The 22,163-nt window shown below is 40.6% G+C and carries 19 protein-coding genes; 7 read left to right on the top strand and 12 right to left on the bottom strand.

Annotation, left to right across the window (positions count from 1 at the left end):
• Positions 1-126 precede the first annotated feature (126 nt).
• Together slmA and coaBC are read right to left on the bottom strand one after the other, a co-directional pair.
• A complete protein-coding gene (gene slmA, locus CWB76_RS16710) occupies positions 127-714 on the bottom strand; it encodes a nucleoid occlusion factor SlmA (protein ID WP_008113236.1) in 588 nt (195 codons plus the stop codon).
• Between the two features lie 224 nt (positions 715-938).
• Complete coding sequence (gene coaBC, locus CWB76_RS16715) at positions 939-2,132, bottom strand: bifunctional phosphopantothenoylcysteine decarboxylase/phosphopantothenate--cysteine ligase CoaBC (RefSeq protein WP_138609102.1); 1,194 nt, start codon at positions 2,130-2,132, stop codon at positions 939-941.
• Between the two features lie 141 nt (positions 2,133-2,273).
• Between coaBC and radC the strand changes: the two genes are divergently transcribed.
• The 3 genes from radC (at position 2,274) to rpmG (ending at position 3,626) form a co-directional block, all read left to right on the top strand.
• Positions 2,274-2,948 (top strand): RadC family protein, encoded by a 675-nt coding sequence (gene radC, locus CWB76_RS16720; protein ID WP_138609104.1) that lies wholly within the window; start codon positions 2,274-2,276, stop codon positions 2,946-2,948.
• Positions 2,949-3,222: 274 nt separating this feature from the next.
• Positions 3,223-3,459 (top strand): 50S ribosomal protein L28, encoded by a 237-nt coding sequence (gene rpmB, locus CWB76_RS16725; RefSeq protein WP_008464111.1) that lies wholly within the window; start codon positions 3,223-3,225, stop codon positions 3,457-3,459.
• An 11-nt stretch (positions 3,460-3,470) separates the two neighbouring features.
• Entirely contained in the window at positions 3,471-3,626 is a 156-nt protein-coding gene (rpmG, locus tag CWB76_RS16730) for a 50S ribosomal protein L33 (protein ID WP_004587947.1), read from the top strand.
• 505 nt (positions 3,627-4,131) lie between these two features.
• Here rpmG and CWB76_RS16735 read toward each other — a convergent pair.
• The 7 genes from CWB76_RS16735 to lptD form a co-directional block, all read right to left on the bottom strand.
• The gene (locus CWB76_RS16735) at positions 4,132-6,147 is read right to left on the bottom strand and encodes a methyl-accepting chemotaxis protein (RefSeq protein ID WP_138609106.1); all 2,016 of its coding nucleotides are present in this window, start codon (positions 6,145-6,147) and stop codon (positions 4,132-4,134) included.
• 308 nt (positions 6,148-6,455) lie between these two features.
• Positions 6,456-7,274, bottom strand: a complete 819-nt coding sequence (locus CWB76_RS16740; protein WP_138609107.1) for a symmetrical bis(5'-nucleosyl)-tetraphosphatase — start codon at positions 7,272-7,274, stop codon at positions 6,456-6,458.
• A 16-nt stretch (positions 7,275-7,290) separates the two neighbouring features.
• On the bottom strand, positions 7,291-7,680 hold the full coding sequence (apaG, locus tag CWB76_RS16745; RefSeq protein ID WP_041709470.1) for a Co2+/Mg2+ efflux facilitator ApaG/CorD: 390 nt from the start codon (positions 7,678-7,680) through the stop codon (positions 7,291-7,293).
• A complete protein-coding gene (gene rsmA / locus CWB76_RS16750; RefSeq protein ID WP_010391631.1) occupies positions 7,664-8,470 on the bottom strand; it encodes a 16S rRNA (adenine(1518)-N(6)/adenine(1519)-N(6))-dimethyltransferase RsmA in 807 nt (268 codons plus the stop codon). Before rsmA ends, apaG begins: the two co-directional genes overlap by 17 nt.
• Positions 8,467-9,459, bottom strand: coding sequence for a 4-hydroxythreonine-4-phosphate dehydrogenase PdxA (gene pdxA, locus CWB76_RS16755; protein ID WP_138609109.1), 993 nt, complete (start codon positions 9,457-9,459; stop codon positions 8,467-8,469). Before pdxA ends, rsmA begins: the two co-directional genes overlap by 4 nt.
• 2 nt (positions 9,460-9,461) lie before the next feature.
• A complete protein-coding gene (gene surA / locus CWB76_RS16760; protein WP_138609111.1) occupies positions 9,462-10,757 on the bottom strand; it encodes a peptidylprolyl isomerase SurA in 1,296 nt (431 codons plus the stop codon).
• 96 nt (positions 10,758-10,853) lie between these two features.
• Positions 10,854-13,100 carry an LPS assembly protein LptD gene (gene lptD, locus CWB76_RS16765; protein WP_138609113.1) on the bottom strand — a complete coding sequence of 749 codons (2,247 nt, stop codon included), beginning with the start codon at positions 13,098-13,100 and terminating at the stop codon, positions 10,854-10,856.
• 94 nt (positions 13,101-13,194) lie between these two features.
• Between lptD and CWB76_RS16770 the strand changes: the two genes are divergently transcribed.
• Genes CWB76_RS16770 through djlA form a run of 3 tightly spaced genes read left to right on the top strand, consistent with a single transcriptional unit; the run spans position 13,195 to position 15,740 of the window.
• Positions 13,195-14,196 (top strand): aminoglycoside phosphotransferase family protein, encoded by a 1,002-nt coding sequence (locus CWB76_RS16770; protein ID WP_138609115.1) that lies wholly within the window; start codon positions 13,195-13,197, stop codon positions 14,194-14,196.
• A complete protein-coding gene (murU, locus tag CWB76_RS16775; RefSeq protein ID WP_138609117.1) occupies positions 14,193-14,849 on the top strand; it encodes an N-acetylmuramate alpha-1-phosphate uridylyltransferase MurU in 657 nt (218 codons plus the stop codon). The genes CWB76_RS16770 and murU overlap by 4 nt, the downstream gene beginning before the upstream one ends.
• Before the next feature lie 33 nt (positions 14,850-14,882).
• Complete coding sequence (gene djlA / locus CWB76_RS16780; protein ID WP_138609119.1) at positions 14,883-15,740, top strand: co-chaperone DjlA; 858 nt, start codon at positions 14,883-14,885, stop codon at positions 15,738-15,740.
• On the opposite strand, the gene CWB76_RS16785 is transcribed toward djlA, so the two are convergent.
• From CWB76_RS16785 to rapA, 3 genes are all read right to left on the bottom strand, one after another.
• Positions 15,723-16,652 carry a DUF3530 family protein gene (locus tag CWB76_RS16785; protein WP_138609121.1) on the bottom strand — a complete coding sequence of 310 codons (930 nt, stop codon included), beginning with the start codon at positions 16,650-16,652 and terminating at the stop codon, positions 15,723-15,725. The two genes, djlA and CWB76_RS16785, sit on opposite strands and share 18 nt — an antisense overlap.
• 92 nt (positions 16,653-16,744) lie before the next feature.
• On the bottom strand, positions 16,745-17,398 hold the full coding sequence (gene rluA, locus CWB76_RS16790; RefSeq protein ID WP_138609123.1) for a bifunctional tRNA pseudouridine(32) synthase/23S rRNA pseudouridine(746) synthase RluA: 654 nt from the start codon (positions 17,396-17,398) through the stop codon (positions 16,745-16,747).
• A gap of 139 nt (positions 17,399-17,537) precedes the next feature.
• On the bottom strand, positions 17,538-20,432 hold the full coding sequence (rapA, locus tag CWB76_RS16795; protein WP_138609125.1) for an RNA polymerase-associated protein RapA: 2,895 nt from the start codon (positions 20,430-20,432) through the stop codon (positions 17,538-17,540).
• Between the two features lie 298 nt (positions 20,433-20,730).
• Between rapA and CWB76_RS16800 the strand changes: the two genes are divergently transcribed.
• Entirely contained in the window at positions 20,731-22,122 is a 1,392-nt protein-coding gene (locus CWB76_RS16800; RefSeq protein WP_010391619.1) for a PhoH family protein, read from the top strand.
• Positions 22,123-22,163: the final 41 nt, after the last annotated feature.

Genomic DNA, 22,163 nt, shown 5'->3' on the forward strand with positions numbered 1-22,163 from the left:
GTAAAAGGTAAAAGGTAAAATTTTCGAGCTACGGGATGCGAGGTGGTAGGCATCTGTGAAAAATAGGAGTGGAAGTGGTTTATTTAATACCTTGTTAGCATCACTAACAAGGTATTACTTCGAATCTTATAACCAAATTTTTTGAAGTTCTGGCCATTGTTTTTCAAATTGCTCACTTGGGCGAGCACTAAAATTACTGCGCACAAACTGATTCATTTTACCCTCAACGTAGGCAAGCAAAAAGTTAGCTAGGGTTAGCTCATCGCTTTGGAAGTTTTTACCTTCACGTAGCTTACGCTCTCTAAGAATTTGCTTGAATTGGGTCTCTAGCTTTTCAAATAAGCCTTGTACACGTTCACGAAGTCGCTCCTGCTCACCTTGTAGAGCATCGCCTGTTAATATACGAGTAATGCCAGGGTTTTTCTCAGCAAACGTTAGCAACAGTAATAAGGTATTGTATACGCGTGCTTTGCTTTCTTTTTCGTTATCTAAAATAAGATTAATACGTGATAGCAGGGTATCTTCAATAAACTCAATTAATCCTTCAAACATCCGCGCTTTGCTCGGAAAGTGGCGATAAAGAGCGGCTTCAGATACGCCAACTTCTGCGGCAAGTTTGGCAGTTGTAATACGCTGACCAGGGCTGGTTTCTAACATTTGTGCGAGTGCTTGCAGTATTTGCTCTTTGCGATTACTTTTTTTTGTCGCAGGCATGAACATTCCTTTTTTTAATAGTTATTTTTTCTACATCAACGTGCGATAACACAGCTACCTGCCTAGTGTTTGTGCGGGCAATAACCAGTGAAGCGATATTTTCACGTATTACGTGAAGCTCTGGTACTGCGCAAGCATTAAACTATATTAGCGAAGTAAAATTACACTAAAAGGTCACAAGGCGTCATCATGTTAATGTTTTATTCAGTTTGTTTCCAGCCTTTTTATAATCGTTTGGCAAGCTGTTCGATCACTTTGATTGCTATTTCTGTTTTACTAGTCACAGGTAAATCGAGTTGTTCATTTTGCCAATAAAGAGTAAGTGCGTTACGTTCTGAATTAAAGCCTAAATCACTTTGCGATACGTCGTTTGCGCAAATCATATCGAGGTTTTTATTAGTCAATTTCCCTTTAGCGTAGTTAGCAACATTTTGCGTTTCTGCTGCAAAGCCGACAGTGTAAGGGCGGCTTTGTGTAAGGTTTGCTACCGCTGCTATAACGTCTGGGTTCTTAACTAAGTTAAGAGTGAGTTCATCGCCTTGTTTTTTCATTTTTTGCGTGGCGATATTCGCTGCGCGGTAATCGGCTACAGCAGCGCAGCCAATAAAGGCGTCTGATTGAGGGGCGTAATTGAGAGATTCTTGCAGTAGCTGCTCAGCACTTTCTATATTAATTAAATTAACGCCTTGCGGCGCGGTAATGGTCACTGGGCCTGAAATTAAGTTAACTTGCGCGCCAAATGATAAAGCAGCTTGTGCTAGTGCATAACCCATTTTTCCTGAGCTGTGGTTTGATATAAAACGCACCGGATCGAGAGGTTCTCGGGTTGGGCCTGCGGTAATAGTAATGGTTTTACCCGCTAAGAGTTGTGGTTGCGCAGGTTCAGTGCATAAACTCACTAATTCATGCGGTTCAAGCATTCGCCCTGCACCTACATCACCACAGGCTTGCTCACCTTTGCCTGGCCCCCAAACTGCAACGCCACGAGCCTTTAAAGTGGCTATATTAGCTTGCGTGGCAGGGTGCGCGTACATTTGTTGATTCATAGCCGGTGCTACAGCCACTTTTGCAGGAGTTGCGAGTAATAACGTAGTGAGTAGATCATCAGCAATGCCTACCGCCATTTTTGCAATAATATTGCTGGTGGCAGGAGCCACTAAAATTAAATCAGCCCATTTGGCAAATTCAATATGTCCCATCGCAGCTTCTGCTGATGGGTCGAGTAATGAGTCAGACACTATTTCACCACTGACAGCTTGCATCGTTAGCGGGGTAATAAAATGCTTTGCTGATTCAGTCATTACAACTTTAACGTCACAACCATGGTCTTTTAAACGTCTTACGAGTTCGGCACATTTATAGGCTGCAATTCCACCGCTAATACCCAGCACTATTTTTTTATTTGTTAAATTAATCATGGTTGTTCATCAATTTTATAAAATATGCTGGCTAAAATAACAAATCTTGAGCGTGACAGCTAAGATAAAATGCGTTTTATCGCGCTAATTTTTAATTTTGCATTACAGTTATATGATACTGACCGCTTTCAAGGATGAACGATGCAATTAACCTCTCTGCCTAATTCACTCAGACCGCGAGAAAAGCTGCTAGCAAAAGGCGCAAAGGAACTCTCTGATGCTGAACTATTGGCTATATTTTTACGTACGGGTTTACCCGGTATGAATGCAATAGAGCTGGCACAACATCTGATCAATGAAAATAAAACCCTGCATAATTTGTTTAATGCCAGCATAGATGAGTTTTGTGCGCAAAAAGGGCTGGGTACAGCTAAATATGTACAGTTACAAGCAGTACTTGAGCTAAGTCAGCGTTATATGCAAGAAGGCTTTGTTCGCGATGCCGTTTTTAATTCCCCTCAAGCTGTTTACGACTATTTAACCCTGCAAATGCGAGGGTTGCAGCAGGAGGTGTTTATGGTGTTGTATCTTGATAGTCAAAATCGTTTATTGAAAGATGAAATCTTATTTTATGGTACGATTAACGCAGCCAGTGTATATCCACGTGAAGTTGTCAAAGCGGCTTTAAAAAATAATGCGGCAGCGGTTATTTTTTCACATAATCATCCCAGCGGTATTGCAGAACCAAGTCAGGCCGATAAACTAATTACCAATAAATTGTGCCAAGCGCTGCAATTAGTCGACATAAATGTATTGGATCATATTATTATTGGTGGTGAAAATTGTGTTTCGTTTGCCGAACGGGGACTTATTTAAGTTTATTGCTCGCAGATATGTGCTAAAAATGAGCGGTTTAGTGTGTTTTGGCAAATTAGTTTAATTTAAATGCAGTTTTTACTTTCCCTAAGGGCATTCGATCTTTATAATTAGCCGCTATAAAATTTACACATGAGCTGGTTGGATAAGATCAGTATTTGATCTTTGCCTGTAAAAGCTGTATAAAGAGCGCCCTTCGATTTATCTCTAGGGCACAAATACATGGCCTTAGGGGAAAATTAAGCTCGAGCGAAGTTATTGGAGATATATAGACATGTCTAAAGTATGTCAAGTTACAGGTAAGCGTCCAGCGGTTGGTAACCACCGTTCACACGCGAGAAACGCGACTAAACGTCGTTTCCTACCTAACCTACAAACACACCGTTTTTGGGTTGAAAGTGAAAAACGTTTTGTAACATTACGCACTACTACTAAAGGTATGCGTATTATCGATAAAAAAGGCATTGACACGGTTCTTACAGAAATCCGTGCTCGTGGCGAAAAAGTTTAAGGAACTGAATTATGCGCGATAAGATCCGTTTAGTTTCAACTGCTGGTACTGGTTTTTTCTACACTACCGACAAGAACAAGCGTAACATGCCTGAAAAAATGGAAATCAAAAAGTTCGATCCTAAGGCTCGTAAACATGTGATTTTCAAAGAAGCTAAAATCAAGTAATTTAGTTTTCTTTCAGAAATGTAAAAACCCAGCTTATGCTGGGTTTTTTGTTTTTAAAATTCACTCTGTTACCACCGAAAATACACCTACCGTAATTGTGTCCATCTAATTAAAAATTTATGTTAAGCACCATGGCCTATTGTTTTAATAGCGGCTCCGTTGTTTGTAATACCAATCCGCAATGATACTTAATCATTTTACTGGGCTAAACGTGTCGCTACCTGCGTTAAAAAATTCTCATTTAGAACAACTAAATAGCAAGTTTTTTGCCTAGCTATCAACGCGTTTTTCCAGCCTTAAAATAGACCACTTAATTAAGCGAATTGGTATAACCAAAGAAAATATAAATAGTATTAAATGACTTCACGGACTAATCAGTTGGATGTTGTGTATTTAGAGTAAGATTGTGGGGGTATGTAAGTATACCTAATGAGGAGTGGGGGTTTTACTATGACTTACTAGGGGTAAACTGTAAGCAGCCCTAAGGCTACTTACAGTGCGATACTTATACTTTAAAGTTCTCTACTGATATTCTTAGTTCTTCGGCTAATTTAGCCACTTCTGAACTTGAAATATTAGTTTGTACAGCACCTTCTGCTGTTTGCTCGGCGATAGCAACAATAGACTCTAAGCGTTCACTAATCTCTTGTGATACTTGTTGTTGCTCTTGTGCTGCCGTTGATATCTCTTCACTGACATTGTGCGCTTGCGATACCGCAAGAGTAATTGAATCTAGTGCACTATTAGCTAAATCACTTTGCTCAACACAAGAAACAGCGCGTTCTTTACCTTTTTCCATGGCTTTAACTGCTTCTTCAGCGCCCAACTGTAGTGATTCAATCATAGATTGAATCTCTTGGGTCGACTCTTGAGTTTTACTTGCAAGCGATCTTACTTCATCAGCTACCACGGCGAAGCCTCTGCCTTGCTCGCCGGCACGCGCTGCCTCAATGGCCGCATTAAGTGCAAGTAAGTTAGTTTGCTCAGCGATACCACGAATAACGTCTAAAATACTACCAATTGAGGCGCTATCTTTGTGTAGCTTATTAATAACACTTGATGCTTCATCAACTTCGTAAGCGAGTTGTTCAATGGTTGCTTTATTTTGATTTGAAATACCTTTAACGCGTTCAGCTTCTTTATCAGCATTTTTGATTTCGCCCAGTGCTTGTTGAGCACTGTTGCTCACTGTTTGAGAGGTACTGCTCATTTCAGTGGTTGCGGTTGCCGCTTGCTCTACTTGCGCTTGTTGATTACTAATCGCTTTGCTCGACTCACCGGTAATTGTTGAGGTTTGCTCAGAAGCAGCAGCAAGCTGTGTTGAACGCGAAATAATACCGGTAATTAAGCTACGTAAGCTATCAATTAAGGTGTTACAACTTTTCGACAATTCACCAAATTCATCTTTTGCGCTGTCATCCAAGCGTTGAGTCATATCACCACTGGCAACAATATCTAAAATGCGGTTAACTTCTGCTAATGGCTTAGTAATACGGTTAACTGTAACAATGGCCACAAGCACAGCGATAATAGTAGCAATGATCATGCCTATCCAAGTCCATAAGTTAGCTGAGTTTACATCGCTGCGAACGCCTTCTTGCAAAGTAAATGCAACGCCGCTGGCTTGTAATACTAATTCGTCAATTTGGCTAAGTGCTGTTTTAGTAGCTTTTTCAGACTCTTCTAATTCACGTTCAGTTGTGCTGATTGCATCAATAAGGCGTTTTTTATTCGCTGAAAGGCTATCGTTACCTAAAATATTACTCTCAAGTGTATCTACATAACCTTTTAAGTCGTTAAACAAGCCGCTATGGCTCTGCTCTATTGCAGGTTGTATTAATGAAACGGTACGAACGACTTCTTCAAAGTAATATACTTGTTCATTTTTAATAATATCGAGCGTATTAAGTGTTTTAACAGTTAACATATCGGTGCTACTGGTAACCACAGACATAAAGTTATTTTCAAGGTTATTAGCTGCTTGATAAGCACGAGGGTAGTTATCTTCTAAACCATCGATATCAATAATATCAAGAACCATAGAGTTGGCATCTTCTGCCGCAAGCTCAACGGTTTCTAATTGAGCTTTAAGCTTTTTATTAAGCACTAACTGAGTGTTTTTGTCTTTGAGTAGGCTCTCTATAATGCTTAAAAAACTTAAGTAGGTCTTTTCAACGTCAAGGCTGCTCTTATTTAGTTGTGGATCATCTTTTACTACTTGTTGTAGCTCGCGATGTAACTTATCAAATAACTGTTTTTGTTCTTCTATTTGTGCTTTTATTGGCGCTAGCTCTTGAGCCGATGAAGTGTGAAAGCTAGCTTGAGCAGCTTTACTCATCAAAATAAATTCAGCTTGTAATTGAGCGCTCTTGTTTAATGCCGGAAGCGATAGCTGATTAACCTTTTGAGTTGAGCGATCTATATTTGCTATTTTTATTAAAGAGTTACCGCCAATAATTAAAAGTAATAAAGTGATAAATATAAAACCACCCCAAATACGTTGACTCACTGTTAGATTCATATGGTTTTCCATTCAAAAATACGTCTATTAAAACTTATCGGCGCTTTCAACAATAAGTTAAGTAATTAAAAATAATTAATTTTTACTGTTAATAGTTAGTTGCTAAATTTACCGTGAAACTTCATCACACACTAAGCATACATAATTCAACTATTCGATTATGGATGTAAAATAATACAAAGCAATTTTCCTCATCTTTAATTAGATTAGAGAGTGTTGCTATTTTTTACACTTAGTTGTGAATGGTTTGTAATTATGCAATTTAACATGCACTCTTAAACTTAACAGATGTATTAACTTTTTTCAGTTTATTTAGACAAAAGTTGTGATTTTTTTGAAAGTTTTTGTTTGCTCTGTAAATTTATTAAGGTCATTGAGCCGCCCCAGACGCAACCTGTATCTAGAGCGTACAGGTGTTTGTAGGGAGTTTGACCTTCAAGTGCAGCCCAATGACCAAAAACAAGGTCATGTTGAGCGTTAACAATTTTAGGATGAGAAAACCAAGGAATCAATGAATGGCTATTTGCTGTTGCTTCTTTTGCACTAAAATCAAGCAAGTTATCGGGTGTAATAAAGCGCATACGGGTGAAATAATTAACAATATAACGAAACTTGGCAGCGTCATCGAGTTGCTCACTCCATGTTAGTGGGTGAGGCTGATACATGTTTTTTAAGAAGTATTGAGCGTTGTCAGCACCATAGCATTGCTGTGCGAATTGGGCGTGCTCAATGGCTTGCACGCACGACCAATCAGGGTTTAGCCCCGCGTGTGAAATAAAGCAATCATATTTATCTAAGTAAAGAGCTAAAGGCTGAGTTTGCAAAAACGCGACGTAATGTGGGAGTTTACTGCTGTTGAACAGAGTCGTTAGTTTGTCTTTGGGGTTGGGGGCAACATTATTTAAATAACAGGCAATCATATGTAAGTCATGATTGCCTAATGTGACGCTAACGCTGTCTTGGTGTTGATATATGTAATCAAGACATGCTTTGGAGTCTGGGCCGCGAGCAACAATATCACCTACTAGGTAGAGATGATCTTTGCTAGGATTAAAGTCGACTTGCTTTAACAATAAACTAAATTCGTTAAAGCAGCCTTGTAAATCACCTATTGCGTAGTCGGCCATTAGACGCTGTTCTTACTCAGTGTAAGATATTAGGGCAAGCTAAACGGAACACATTTATGGGGGCTTCAAACTCAGCACCAAATTCGTTTCGTAAAGTGTAATGCCCTTGCATGGTGCCTACCGGAGTGTCTAATATTGCACCACTGGTGTATTTGTAACTTTCGCCTGGGGCTATATCTGGGGTTTCACCCACCACACCTTCACCTTGTACTTCTACTTCTTTGCCATTGGCATCGGTAATTAACCAATAGCGACTGAGTAGTTTTGCACTACATAAACTGTGGTTTTTTATAGTAACGGAGTAAGCAAACACAAATTTATCAAGTTCAGGTTGCGATTGCTCTTCTACATAAAATGTTTCTACAGATACCTTTACAGGTGATCCCATATTACTGCTTGTTGTCATAAATCCAGTTAGCTATATCAATAAATTGTTGTAACGACAGGCTCTCAGCACGCAAAGTAATATCAATGCCAATGCTGGTTAACTCTTCAGCGGTTAAAAGGTTACCTAGGCTGTTGCGCAGTGTTTTACGACGTTGATTAAACGCTTCTAAACAAACCGTATTGAGTATTTTAACGCTTTTAGCTGTGCGCTGCTCTGCCTTTTTAGGGATTAAGCGAATAACCGCAGAGTCCACTTTAGGTGCAGGTTTAAAGCACTCTGGTGGTACTTCTACTACAGGCATAGCATTACAGTAGTATTGAGTCATTACACTCAAGCGGCCAAAGGTTTTGCTGCCTGGGCCTGCAACCATGCGTTTTACCACTTCTTTTTGCAGCATAAAGTGCATATGCTCAATATGATCGGCAAATTCAAAAAGGTGAAACAACAAAGGAGTAGAAATGTTGTACGGTAGGTTACCAAATACTTTTAGCTTTTTGTCGTCTTTAACTAGGCTTGCAAAATCAAACTTCATTGCATCGCCTTGGTTTACGGTTAATTTAGGCCCTAAAAAAGGGTGTTCAATTAAACGTTGGGCTAAATCTTTATCGAGCTCAACAACCGTTAAATGGCCACTTAAATCGGCTACAGGCTCAGTAATAGCGCCAAGGCCTGGGCCAATTTCGACTAAATTATCTTGCGGCTTGGGATCAATAGCGGTGACAATTTTATCGATGATTGATTCATCGAATAAAAAGTTTTGGCCAAAACGTTTACGGGCGCGGTGTCCTAAATGTACTTTATCGGTCATTGATTCTGTGCTTTTTCATGGGCGAGCTTAATTGCTTCGCGGATCGCTAATTCAAAACTGCCAACATCAGCATCGCCTGTACCGGCTAAATCAAGCGCAGTACCGTGGTCGACTGAAGTGCGGATAAATGGAAGGCCAAGGGTTATATTCACTGACTTACCAAATCCCTTGTATTTTAGCACAGGTAATCCCTGATCGTGATACATAGCCAGTACTGCATCGGCTTCATTTAGGTATTTATCTTGAAATAATGTATCTGCTGGTAAAGGACCGATTAAGTTCATCCCTTCAGCTCTTAGTATGTCAAGTGTAGGCGTTATCGTGTCGATTTCTTCGCGGCCTAAATGGCCATCTTCACCAGCGTGCGGGTTTAAGCCACAGACTAAAATACGCGGTTGCTCAATACCAAACTTGGTTTTTAAGTCATGATTAAGGATATTAGCTACTTTAATCAGTCGCTCTTGGGTAATAGCACGAGCAACATAAGCAAGCGGAATATGCGTTGTTACTAATGCAACTCGCAGCCCTTCGGTAGCTAATAACATAACAACATCAGCGGTGCCCGACTGTTGAGCAAAGTACTCAGTGTGGCCACTGAAAGAAATACCGGCTTGGTTAATAATACCTTTATGAACAGGGCCGGTAACAACGGCATCAAAAGTGCCGTCCATATTTTTCTCACTGGCAATACGTAGTGTGTCTAATACGTATTGACCGTTTGCGTCATTCAGCACACCCAGCTCAACCGGCTCGGCTAAATCAATCTCTTTTATGTACAAGCTGCCAGCAGTTGTAGGCATAGCTTTGGCGCTTTCATCAAATTCAATCAATTTAATGTTTAAACCTAAATGTTTAGCGCGCTGCTTTAGTAGCGATGCATCTGCAATCGCTACTAGCTGTGCATCCCAGCTGTGCTGTGCCAGTTTTAATAGCAAGTCAGGCCCAATGCCAGCAGGCTCACCAGGGGTTACCGCAATTCTTAAGGTCATAATTATTCGTCTGTTGGGAAAATTTCAACATGGGCTTGTTCGCGCATTTCTTGCTGCCAGTTAAAACCTTCTTCTTTAAATTTACGATTAAACAACATGCCATGTGCACGATTACGCTTAGCTTGCTCAGTTTTATCTGCAACGCGTGTATCTAACAACTGCACAATGTGCCAGCCATACTGGGTTCTAAAGGGTTCGCTGATTTCGTTTTGATCAAGAGATAGCAATGTATCTCTAAACGCAGGAACGTAGGTAGTTGGATCAGTCCAGTCGTATTGCCCGCCTTTAAGCGCTGAGCCTGGGTCTTGCGAGTGCTCTTTAGCTAGTTCTGCAAAGTCAGCATTTCCAGCGCGTAAATCCTTAACAAAGCCAGCTAGCATTGTGCGGGCTTTTTCTTCGCTTAAAATAATCGAAGGTTTAATGAGAATATGACGAGATTTAACTTCTGTGGCTTCTACTACTTGGCGACCACGTACGTCTTGCACCTTAATAATATGAAAACCTGCGCCAGAGCGAAGTGGGCCAATAATCGTACCTTTCTTTTGCCCTTTCACCGCTCCTGCAAATAAAGATGGCATTTCGTTAATGCCCATCCAGTCTAATTGACCACCCTCAAGCGCTTTTGGACCACTTGATGAAGAAATCGCAATACGCTTAAATTCTTGACCGTCTTGCAGCAGTTCAATTACTTTGTCTGCGCGTGTTTTTGCAGAGCTTACGTCGTCTGCACTTGCACCGCTTGGAATATCGATAAGAATATGACCAATATCGTATTCTTCGGCATTTTTTCCTTGGCTATCCATAATTTTTAGCAAGTTATCAATTTCTTGGTCGCTTATATATATGCGACGGTCTACGTTTACACGTATGACTTGTTGCGTGGTTATCTCTTTACGAATTTCTTCACGGTAAGCTTGAAAGCTTTCACCCGACGCTTCAATAGTACGACGTAAATCAGCAATTGTACCGCCTTGCTCTTTGGCCATGTTGGCAAGTGTTTGGTCAAGCTGGCTATCTGAAATCTCTAAGCCCATACGCTCAGCCATTTGCATCATTAGCGTTTGATTAATTAAGCGTTCAATTGCTTGTACACGCAGTGTTTCGTCTTTTGGCAGCTGTTGATTTTGTTCTTCTGCTTGCTTTTTAACACGATCAACAATAGTGTCTACTTCACTTTTTAAAATAACGCCTTGGTTTACAGTACCAATCACTTTATCTATTTCGACCGGTGCGGCGAATGCACATTGGCATAAGCCAAACGTTAAAACTGCTGATGTTAATAATTTTTTTAAATTCATATTCTTTTTACTACTCTTACTAATAGTACTGTTGTAATGCTAAATGCGACTAGATTGATATAGTTATTTGTAAATTTTTACTATACAAAATGCAGCTTAGTCATTAAGAAAATACGGCCTACGATAACCAAAAATACCTTGTTGTAATAATTTTTGAGCATCATAACGGCTTTTACTACCAAGCCCTTTTAATACAAAATTCAAACGAATGCTAGAATCAAAAGTGGCTTGGGGTTGCCCAATTGACTGATTTAAATCAGTTTCAATTTGGCGATGACCAGTAATTTGGAACGCCCAACAGCACGATTCATACTGTAATCCACTAAATACTTCAATACTGCGGTTATTATCAAGGTCGCGATGGTAACTTGCAATAAATTGCCATTCGTCACTGATAGGAATGCTTGTAAATAAGCCCGCTTGTTCGATTGTATTTCCTGAGACATCATTTGCATAGCGATGGTTCAATTGAACCAGCTGATTATCGTCACCTTTATAATCTAAGGTGACATTTGACTGGATAATTTGCTTGCCATCCGTATCGTACTGAATACCACCGGATAAATACCAGCGGCGGTGCCAATGTAACATGGTTTGCGCTGCAAATAAGGCATTGTAGTTACTGTCGCTGTTAAGCCCTTGCTCTGTGGGCTTGGCTGAATCACTTAAATAAAATATTTGGCCAGCACTGAAATTAAATACTTCTTCATTTTTCTTATCAAATAAACGAGTGGTTGCCCCAAGCGTAAATTGATTTGCAGCGGCAATACGGTCAACACTTGAAAAACGTGCATCCCTGAATAGGCCAAAAAAGTCATCTTGTAGTTTAGTGGTATCGTATAAGCCAATATCAGATTGATCTTTGTTAGGCGTATATAAATACTGAATTTGTGGTTCTAAGGTTTGAATGCCATCGTCGATAAAAATTGAGGTGTCGCGCTCAAAGTTAAGCTGAGAATATAAGCGGAGTTTCGGCAATGTGCGCGAGACCGTCTCGCTATATTGAGTGCCCTGTAAGTTGCCGTCTTGTTTATAGTTAGTTTGTAGCAGGCTTACTTCAGATAAAAATGACCAAGCATATTCTTTGTAATCAAAGCGTGCTTTAGGTTCTATATGCACGCGAGTTGCTTGGTCAATCACCGCTGAGCTATTAGTAAAGTGGCTCAGTTCCCCTGAAACAGTAAAATCGAAGTAATCAATTTTCCACGGCGTAGTTTGTGTAAAGCTAACTTGAGGTAAGGCTGTATATGACTCTAAGTGGTCACCGAGTACTTCAAAGTTTTGTATTTTTATATCAGTACGCCACATCTCGCCCATGTGAGTTAGTGAGCCGGTACGATAAAGCTGAGTATCGGTTTTACTTGCATAAGTTGAGTTTAAATCAGTAAGGTAATTATCATCACTGACATTGGTTATATCAATACTGGCTCGCCAGTCTTCGCCTATATAGCTTTTTTGTTGCCAATGAAACAAAAAACGCTCGTCAAGTTCAGGTTCTGAGTCATCTTTATTTAAGTATTCGACAGCCACTAAACCTTGGTGTTCTGGAGTTAGATATCTAAATTCAGTTTGTAGCTGTAAACCTTTGCGTGACATATAACGCGGCGTAATGGTTGCATCATAGTTTGGAGCAATATTCCAATAATAAGGCGTAATAGTCTCTAAACCATAGCGATCTGAGCTTGAAAAGCTGGGTGTTAATAAGCCTGATTTACGGCGCTCATCAAGTGGGAAAGTAAAATAGGGTAAATAGAGCACTGGCGTGTCTAAAATACGTAGCACCGCATTGTAGGTTTCACCCCAGCCTTCTTCTCGCGATAAATTAATTTCGTCGGCTTCAATCGCCCATACTGGCGTATTACCCGGGCAAGCAGTAAAGCTTGCATTCATCAGCATTAAGCCAGACTTGTCGATGGTGAGTTTTTCCGCACCACCTTTGCCTTGCTGTTGTGTTAGGCTGTATTGTGCGCCTAATAAGCTAAATGCTGAGTTGTTTAAATCGGCGTTTAAGCCCGCACTTTGAACTTTACTTACATAATCGCGGTAGGTAATAGGGCCGGTGGCATTGAGTAGGCCGCGTTGTTTATCAATCAGTGCTGATTGTGCGGACAAACTCATGTTAACGGTGTTAATATCAACATTACCAGTAAATTCAGCGCTTTGTGTGCCTAAAAGCTCAACGTCATCAGCGCTGATATCAACCGTTCCAAGCTCAAGGCCAGCTAGCGGTTGCCAAGCTCTGGTTTGCATTGAAGTGCCACAAAAGTTGTGTGTCAGTTCAGTTTCGGCAAGCGATGGTGCGCTCAGTACGCTTAGCATCAAAATGCCCCAGGTTTTGCTCATTTATCGACCTTTATGCTCTGTGATTAGTTACAAGCTATACATAATAAAGGAAAACAATAGCAAAGTAATTAGTGAAAAATAGATAGCTTATAAAATGACACGTTTTGAGAGTTTACAACAGTTTATTAATACTCACTTTAGTGAGCAATCTTACGCGCTTAATGCAATAACCGCAGATGCCAGTTTTCGCCGTTATTATAGGTTAAGCGCTGAAAATAAAAACTTTATTGTGATGGACTCAGATCCAAAAAAAGTTAACAACGTCCCTTATATTGCATTAAATAAGGTGTTTTCTGAACAGGGTTTTTTATTGCCAACCATTATTCATAGTGATGAGCAGCAAGGTTTTTTTATTTTAAGTGATTTAGGCAACACCCATTTAGCTGATTTACTTGATGATGCCAATCGCAGCGAGTATTACCAGCAGCTGATCAGTTTAAGTGCCAAGTGGGCTAAAACGCCTAAAGCTCCGTCAATGAATCCGTATGACCATGACTTTATTGCACTTGAGCTGGATATTTTTAAAAATTGGTTAGTTAATGATTTTATTTGTACAGAGCTCAGCGCTGAGCAACAAAATATTTGGCAAACAAGTACTGCGCTGCTAATCAATACACTGCTTGAACAACCCACAGTGACTATGCATCGTGATTACCATAGCCGTAATATTATGCGCTGCGAGCTGCAATGGGCAATTATTGATTATCAAGACGCGGTACAAGGTCCGTTATGTTATGACTTAGTCTCGCTTTTAAGAGATTGTTATTTTAAATTGCCCAACGACGAGCTGACTCATTTACTTGAGTTTGGTTATGACGAATTTAAGCGACAAAGTTTAATAACTAACGAGTCATTCGCACAATTTAAGTATTGGTTTGATTTAACTGGCTTGCAGCGCCATTTAAAAGCAGCGGGTATTTTTTGTCGCTTGTATTTACGGGATGGCAAAAAAGGTTACTTAACCAATATATTACCAACACTAGCGTATATTGTTGAAGTGGCGGCAGAGTATCCAGAGCTTAGTGATTTGTCTGATTGGGTAAAAAATTACGTAGTACCAAAAGTACAGCAGCGGTTAAAAGAGGAACAACTATGAAGGCCATGATCTTAGCTGCAGGACGCGGTAAACGTATGATGCCGCTCACCGCACAGTTGCCAAAACCTATGTTATGTGTGGCAGGTAAACCACTTATTGAGCATCATATTATGCGCTTAAAAGCAGCTGGTATTACGCAGATTGTGATTAATCTCGCCTGGCAAGGAGATAAAATAAAAACCTACTTTGCAGATGGCAGTGCATGGGGTGTAAGTATTACCTATAGCCAGGAAGCAACTGGCGGGCTTGAAACTGCTGGCGGAATTATTCAAGCACTTCCTTTATTAGATGAGTCATTTATTGTTATTAATGGTGATGTTTACAGCGATTACGATGTTAGTGCATTAATGCAGCTGCATTTACAGCCAAAAGAAGCGCACATTGTATTGGTTGAAAATCCTGCGCATAACCCAGATGGTGATTTTACGCTAAGCCACTTACCTAATAGTGAACAGCGCTATACTTTTTCTGGAATTGGCCGTTATCAGGCTGATTTCTTTGAAGGGCTGCCCCCAGGTATTCTCCCGTTAGGGCCTTTACTGCGTGAAAAATTAAATGAACATTTAGTCTCCACTGAACTCTATATTGGCCAATGGGACGATATAGGCACACCAGAGCGTTTATCGACTCTTAACCAACAATTAGCACCATAAGCTAAATATAAAACACTAGAGGTAAGTTTTAAAATGTGGGGAAAAATTCTCGGTTTCTGTTTTGGTTTTATGTTTGGCAAAATATTTGGCGCTATTTTAGGCTTATACCTAGGCCATATGTTTGATAAAAGTCTAAAGAAAGACTTTGATCAGGCTGGCGGCTTCTCTAACCTTTTTAAAGGCGATGATGTTAACGAGCGCCAAGCACTGTTTTTTTCTAGCTGCTTTGCAGTAATGGGGCATATCGCCAAGTCAAATGGACGAATAAGCGAAACCCATATTAAAGCTGCGACGCTATTTATGGATGAAATGGGCTTAAAAGGCGAAGAGCGCCGTGAAGCGCAGCAGGCATTTCAATCGGGTAAAGATAGCGACTTTTCTCTCAAAGACACGGTTTATGACTTTAAAGAACGTTTTGCTAAACGTTACGATTTACTACAGTTATTTTTAGAAATTCAAATTCAAATGGCGTTTTCTGATGGCGTGCTTGCCGCGCAAGAAAAGCAATTACTGCAAGAAGTAAGCAAGCAGTTGGGGGTATCTAAAGCACACTTTGCCTTTGTACTAAAACGTTATCAAGCAGAGTTTAATTTTAGGCAGCAACAACAGCGCTTTAGGCAGCAGCAAAGTCAAAGTAGTAGTTACCGAGAAGGCTCAGGACATCATGTACCGCCAAGTAATGATATGAATCGCTCGCAGGCATTGGCCTTGTTAGGGCTAAATAAAGGCGCGTCGCAACGTGATATTAAAGTAGCGTACCGTAAGCTCATGGCTCAGCACCATCCTGATAAACTGGTATCGCAAGGTTTACCTAAGCACATGATGGAAGTAGCAGTTAAAAAAAGCCAAGATATTCAAGCCGCTTACGAGTATTTAAAAAAGGCGGCGTAAAAAACCGTCTATTTCTTTGCTCAAGCGTGCATGTTGCTGTGGCGCGTCGCGCAATCCAAATAGCTGGCGCTGGCGGTAATCAAACTTTGCATTACGGTTAACCCAACGCTGACGGTTTTTAAGGTTCATTAAGATATCATTACTGTCTGTAGCAAAATAAATATCCAACAAAGCAGGGGTGACCAAGGATGTTATTTGGCTTAACTTGGCATTGCGTTTTGTATTAGGAAGGTAACTACTCAAACTAATGAAGGCGTTTATTTTTAAGTCTGCAAATTCAGCGTAGTGCTCCAACAACACCCCAGCACTGGTGCCTTGTGCAATAACAACAATATTGTCAGACTCCATTGCTGCCTGCTGATACAAAGCTTCGTAGCGAGCGAGCAGTTTTAACTTGTAGTTATCCACGACCTCGGTATTTACTTGCTCAACATAGTCGGCATGATGAGGCTGTTTTTGTGTGCTGGTGCCAGGCTCAGTATTTGCGTTGGCTGTTTCATTATTTGTGCCCACAGAATCATTAATCGTTTTTGCTGTGTCATCTTTGGCTGCTTGCCAATCTATATCAGGAACTGTCATCGCATAAGAAGTGTACCCATGATTATTCAGCTCTTTACGCAAAAAGTTCATGCCGGAATTGTTTGTGGGCGTTGATTGCCAGTCAGGAATTAGTATGACCACCCCTCTAAAGTCGGCGCTCATATATTCACTGTATAAAGTTAAAAACTCAGTATCACCAGCTAAAATAGACTTTACTTCATCACTTTGGGCTAGGCGAGAGATATCCGCATCAATATTTTTTGAAAAGGGAGGAGGAGCGATATACTCAGCACTAAGCACTTGAAAACTGATTAATGCACAGCCAAGCGAAAGAGTAGTAATAATGACTTTAAACATCTGCGTAATAAACATAATAAGCTTTTAATTTAAATCTTATTTATGTATCGGCGTAGCACTCTTAAAGTTTAGCTATTTACTGCAAATAACTAAAAGATTAATCCGTATTAAAACTCGGGTTCAGCTTCAAAAGTAAGTACTTGCTCTGTTAAAGGGTGTTTGAGTTGTAGCATTTGTGCATGCAGCTGTAGGCGAGGAGCCGCAGCAAGTGCGTCTTTGTGGGCATATAAACGATCGCCTAAAATAGGGTGGCCTAAGCTTAGCATATGTACTCGCAGCTGGTGGGAGCGCCCAGTAATAGGAGTAAGCTCTACACGGGTTGCCTGTGCTTCGCGCTTAAGCACTTTAAAATGAGTAAGCGAGGGCTTGCCATTGTCGTGATCAACCATTTGCTTAGGACGGTTCGGCCAATCACAAATAAGCGGTAAGTCAACTGAGCCCGTTTCACTTTCAAGTTGCCCATAAACTCGCGCAATGTAACGCTTTGCCGTTTCACGCTCTTGAAATTGCATACTTAAATGGCGGTGAGCGGCTTTGTTCATTGCCAAGCAAAGTATCCCTGAGGTAGCCATATCTAAACGGTGAACAATTTTAGCCGTAGGAAAAACACGGTTGACGCGATTAATTAAGCTATCGGCATGTTTTGGGTCTTTACCTGGTACGGTGAGTAACTCGCTAGGCTTATTTACAATAAGTAAATCATCGTCTTGAAACAGTATAGTTAAATACGGGCTCATAGGGGGATTGTAATTAACTAACACGGCAGACCTCAGTGATTTTGAAGTGCGCTATTTTAGTGGAGCGAGCGCAAAGGCTCAAGTAAAAAGCGCGATATAAATATCGCGCTTTTTCAATGCACACGTTAGTTGACCTTTAACTAACGACTGACAGCTATATCCTCTAGTGCGAAACCACAATTAAACGAATTGCATCGAGTTTTAACTGCGCTTTTTCAATATGTGCGGTTAGCTCATTGCGTTGTTTGTCGTAAAAAGTAATTTCTTCTTGGCGAATATTTGGGTTTATTTGTTTCAGTGCCTCTAAACGCTGTTGCTCTTCACTCAACGATGTTTGCATTTTAGCTAATGACTCTGCACGAATAACATCCAGCTTTTGTTGCGCCATGTCTTTTGCTGTGTTGATCATCGGATGAACTGCACTTTGTAATGCACCGGCTAATTTACTTGCTGTTTGGCGACCTACCGCAGATAACTGTTGATTAAAGCCATCAAAGCCAACGTTTTCGCCTAAGTTATTACTGCTCTTATCGAGTAAAATACGAATAGGCGTAGGCGGTAAAAAGCGGCCCACTTGCAGTACTTTTGGTGCCATCGCCTCGGCAACAAAGATTAGCTCAACAAAGAATGTTCCTGGTGGTAACTTTTTGTTTTTAAGTAACGCCACTGACGCACTACCAAAGTCATCATCGCAAATCATGTCCATAGTGCCTTGCACCATAGGGTGATCCCAACTGATAAAGTGCACATCTTCTTGCGAAAGAGCGGTATCACGGTCAAATGTTACCGTCATGCCATCTTCTTTTAAAGCAGGGAATGACGCGTTAAGCATATGCTCAGTGGGTTTTAAAATAATAGTGTTTTCACCTTTATCTTCTTGGCTTACGCCAAAGGTGTCGAACACATTGATCATGTAACTTGGTAGCTCAAACTGATTATCGAGTTTTTCAATGTCAGCTACGAGTGAATCAGCAGCGCCTTGCCCTGATGAATGCAGTTCTAGTAGGCGATCTCGGCCACTTTCCATTTGCTTACGTAATACTGCATTCTTTTGTGCTACTTGCTCAAGCAATGGGTCTAGTTCATCTTCGTCACAATTATGAGCTGCAATATATTCAAGTAAGTCTTCGCTAAACTCTTTATATAATAACTGTCCTGTGGTTGAAGTGCTTTCAAATGCATCTAGGCCTTCGTTGTACCAACGTAATAACACTTCCTGTGCCGTATTTTCAAAGTAAGGCACATGAATGTTCACATCTTGTGTTTGTCCTATGCGGTCTAAGCGACCAATTCGTTGCTCAAGTAAATCTGGGTTGAGCGGTAAATCAAACAACACTAAATGATGTGAGAATTGGAAGTTACGGCCTTCTGAACCAATTTCAGAACACAATAATATTTGAGCATTATCGTATTCATCGGCAAAGAACGCCGCGGCGCGGTCTCGTTCAATTATCGACATGCCCTCGTGGAAAACCGAGGCTTTAATTGCTTCGCGTTCACGTAATATTTGCTCAAGGCTGATTGCGGTTTCGGCTTTAGCACAAATGAGTAATACTTTTTCACGTTTGAGAGTTTTTAGCGTTTCGATCAGCCAATCTACACGCGGGTCAAATAAACCCCAACTGGCGCTTTCACCTTCAAACTCTTGAAATATTTTTTCAGGGAAAAGTGCACGCTGTGCACTGAGTTCAGCATTTTGAATGCCGCTCATATTACCTAGTACAGTCATTGCTGTTTTGTATTGCTTAGGTAAAGCCATAGGGTAGGCGTGTAATTTACGACTTGGGTAACCATCAATACCACTGCGACTATTTCTAAATAAGATGCGGCCAGTACCGTGACGGTCTAAAAGCATATTTAAAATTTCTTTACGTGCTTCAAGGTCGCCTTGTTGTGCTGTTTCAAGAATATCGGTGATATCCGTTTCTTTTAATAGCTCAATCAAGGTTGCTTTAGCGTTATCATCTAATGATTGCTCTTGCAGTAGTTGGTTAGCAGCTTCGGCTACATCTTTGTAGTTTGCTTCTTCTTCTTTAAATACGTCGTAGTCGTAAAAGCGATCTGGGTCGAGCAGTTGTAAGCGTGCAAAGTGGCTACGATGACCCAGTTGGTCTGGCGTTGCTGTTAATAAAATTAGCCCCGGAATGTCTTGACTCAGCTCAGCCATACGTTGGTATTCGGCACTAGGTTTATTGTTGTTAATGCTTAAATGATGGGCTTCATCAATGACTAATAAGTCCCAGTCGGCCAACGTAGCTTGTTCAAACCAACGTTTTTTCTTAGTTAAAAACTCAAGGCTGGTAAGCACCAGTTGCTCGGTATCAAATACGTTAGGTGAATCAGCAAACGCTTCGTCGCAGCGCTCTTCATCAAAAATAGAAAAACGTAAATTAAAACGGCGTAGCATTTCTACTAACCATTGGTGCTGCAAGTTCTCAGGTACCACAATGAGCACACGGCTGGCGCGACCAGTAATAATTTGTTGGTGTAAAATCATGCCAGCTTCGATGGTTTTACCCAAACCTACTTCATCAGAAAGTAGTACACGTGGCGCAAAACGTTTACCTACTTCTTGGGCAATATAAAGCTGATGCGGAATAAGGTTGGCACGTTGGCCAATTAAACCTTTAATAGGTGACTGTTGGCGTTCAAATTGGTGTAACCAAGTTTGGTAGCGCAAAGTGTATCGATCAAAGCGGTCTACTTGGCCTGCAAATAAACGGTCTTGTGGTTTATTAAATTTAATAAAATGGTCTAAAAAGGTCTCTTTTAATTGTACTTTTTCACCGTTATCAATACGTTCACCGTGATAGCACAGTAATTCGCCTTGTACTTCAATTGACTCAACTTGTAATTCCCACTCCTCAACGCTTCGGATCACATCACCAGGATTAAATGCTACGCGGGTTACCGGAGCTTCTGCAGAAGAATAAACACGGTTTTCACCACTGGCAGGAAATAAAATGCTGACCTGGCGGCCATCAATGGCAACAACGGTGCCCAATCCTAAATCTGACTCTGTATCACTGATCCAACGCTGACCTAAGGAAAAATTCATGTATGTCTCGTCTATGAAGAAAAAGGCGGCTATGTTACCTGTTAGATAACACCACTGCAAGGCGCTATTTGCCTGACTTTTAATTAATTTTATAAGTGTGAATTATTCCTATCTATAAGCACTGATTAGTGCGCCGATTTTGTAGGAAATTCAAACTAAATGATATTTGTCATAAAACAGACTTTTATGACAAATAGACTAAACTCAAATTATACCTAAGTAATTAATCAAGTTTATTAGTCACACTGATTAGTTTATTGGGTATAGCATAAAAATCATAAAACGTAAGGAAAGTGCTATGGAAAAAGCTTCGAACCTTGATAGTAAAATGTATGTGCTAGATACCAATGTATTGCTTCATGAACCCCTCGCGTATTTGTCATTTCAAGAACACCAAGTGGTTATTCCAATGACTGTATTGGAAGAGCTTGATCACATTAAAGATAGAAAACACGATGTAAGTCGCGATGCCCGAGTGGCAATTCGTGGACTTGATGGAGTGCTCAGTCAGGCCTCTCCCGAGCAAATGTTACAAGGGGTTGCGCTACCAAGTAATAAACAAGGCGGATTAACGGGAAGCTTACTGATTGTAAATGACCATTTATTTGCCGATTCTATTTCCGGCTTACCGGGCAATGAAAACGACCACCGCATTATTAATTGCGCGGTGCACTTACAAAATCAGCACAGTGATAAAAAAGTCATACTGGTTACTAAAGATATCAACATGCGCTTAAAAGCCAAAGGGGCGGGGCTTAAATATGTTGAAGATTATCGTACCGATCAGCTTATTGACGATATCGCCTTACTTACCAGCGGTTATAAAAAAATTACAGGTGATTTTTGGCAGCATGTTGGCGAGTGTAATACTGAACAACACGGGCGTGAAACAGTTCATCATATCCCTAAAGATTTGATTCCTGATGTGTTTTGTAACGAGTATTTACTTGATGATGGCGATCAGTTTGCCGCTAGAGTCAAATCTTACGATGGTGAGCATATTACCATTAAAGATATTGGTGCAGAGCGACTAATGCATCAAAGCGCCTGGGGAATAAAGCCAAAAAATATTTACCAAGCAATGGCACTAGATGCACTGCTCGATACTTCTATTGAACTTGTTATTTTAACCGGCCCTGCGGGATGTGGTAAAACCTTACTCGCGCTTGCATGTGCACTTGAGATGGTGATTGAAAAAGGTGTTTACGATAAAGTGATTGTAACCCGAAACACCCCTGAAATTGCCGAATCGATTGGCTTTTTACCTGGCACCGAAGAAGAGAAAATGGCACCTTGGCTGGCTGCAATAACTGATACCTTAGAGGTGCTGCATAAAGGAGATGAGAACCCTGTTTCAAGCCGTAATTACATTATGGAAAAAGCCAATGTTCAGTTTAAATCGGTGAACTTTATGCGTGGGCGAAGCATTCAAAATGCGGTGGTGATTTTAGATGAAAGCCAAAACTTAACGGCTTCTCAGCTCAAAACCATTATTACCCGTTGTGGTGAAGGAACTAAACTTATTTGTACCGGAAATTTAGCACAAATAGACAGTAACTATTTAACCGCGGTTACCTCTGGACTTACCTATATTGTGGAGCGATTTAAGCACTTTGAAGGCGGCGCTACTGTTAATCTTAATGGTGTAGTAAGAAGTCGACTAGCGTCATTTGCCGAGGAGAATTTATAACTTGCGCTTAACATCTTGGCTCGATAGTCTACAGTTTGATT

This window comes from Pseudoalteromonas sp. S1609 (assembly GCF_005887255.1).
Classification (GTDB): Bacteria; Pseudomonadota; Gammaproteobacteria; order Enterobacterales; family Alteromonadaceae; genus Pseudoalteromonas.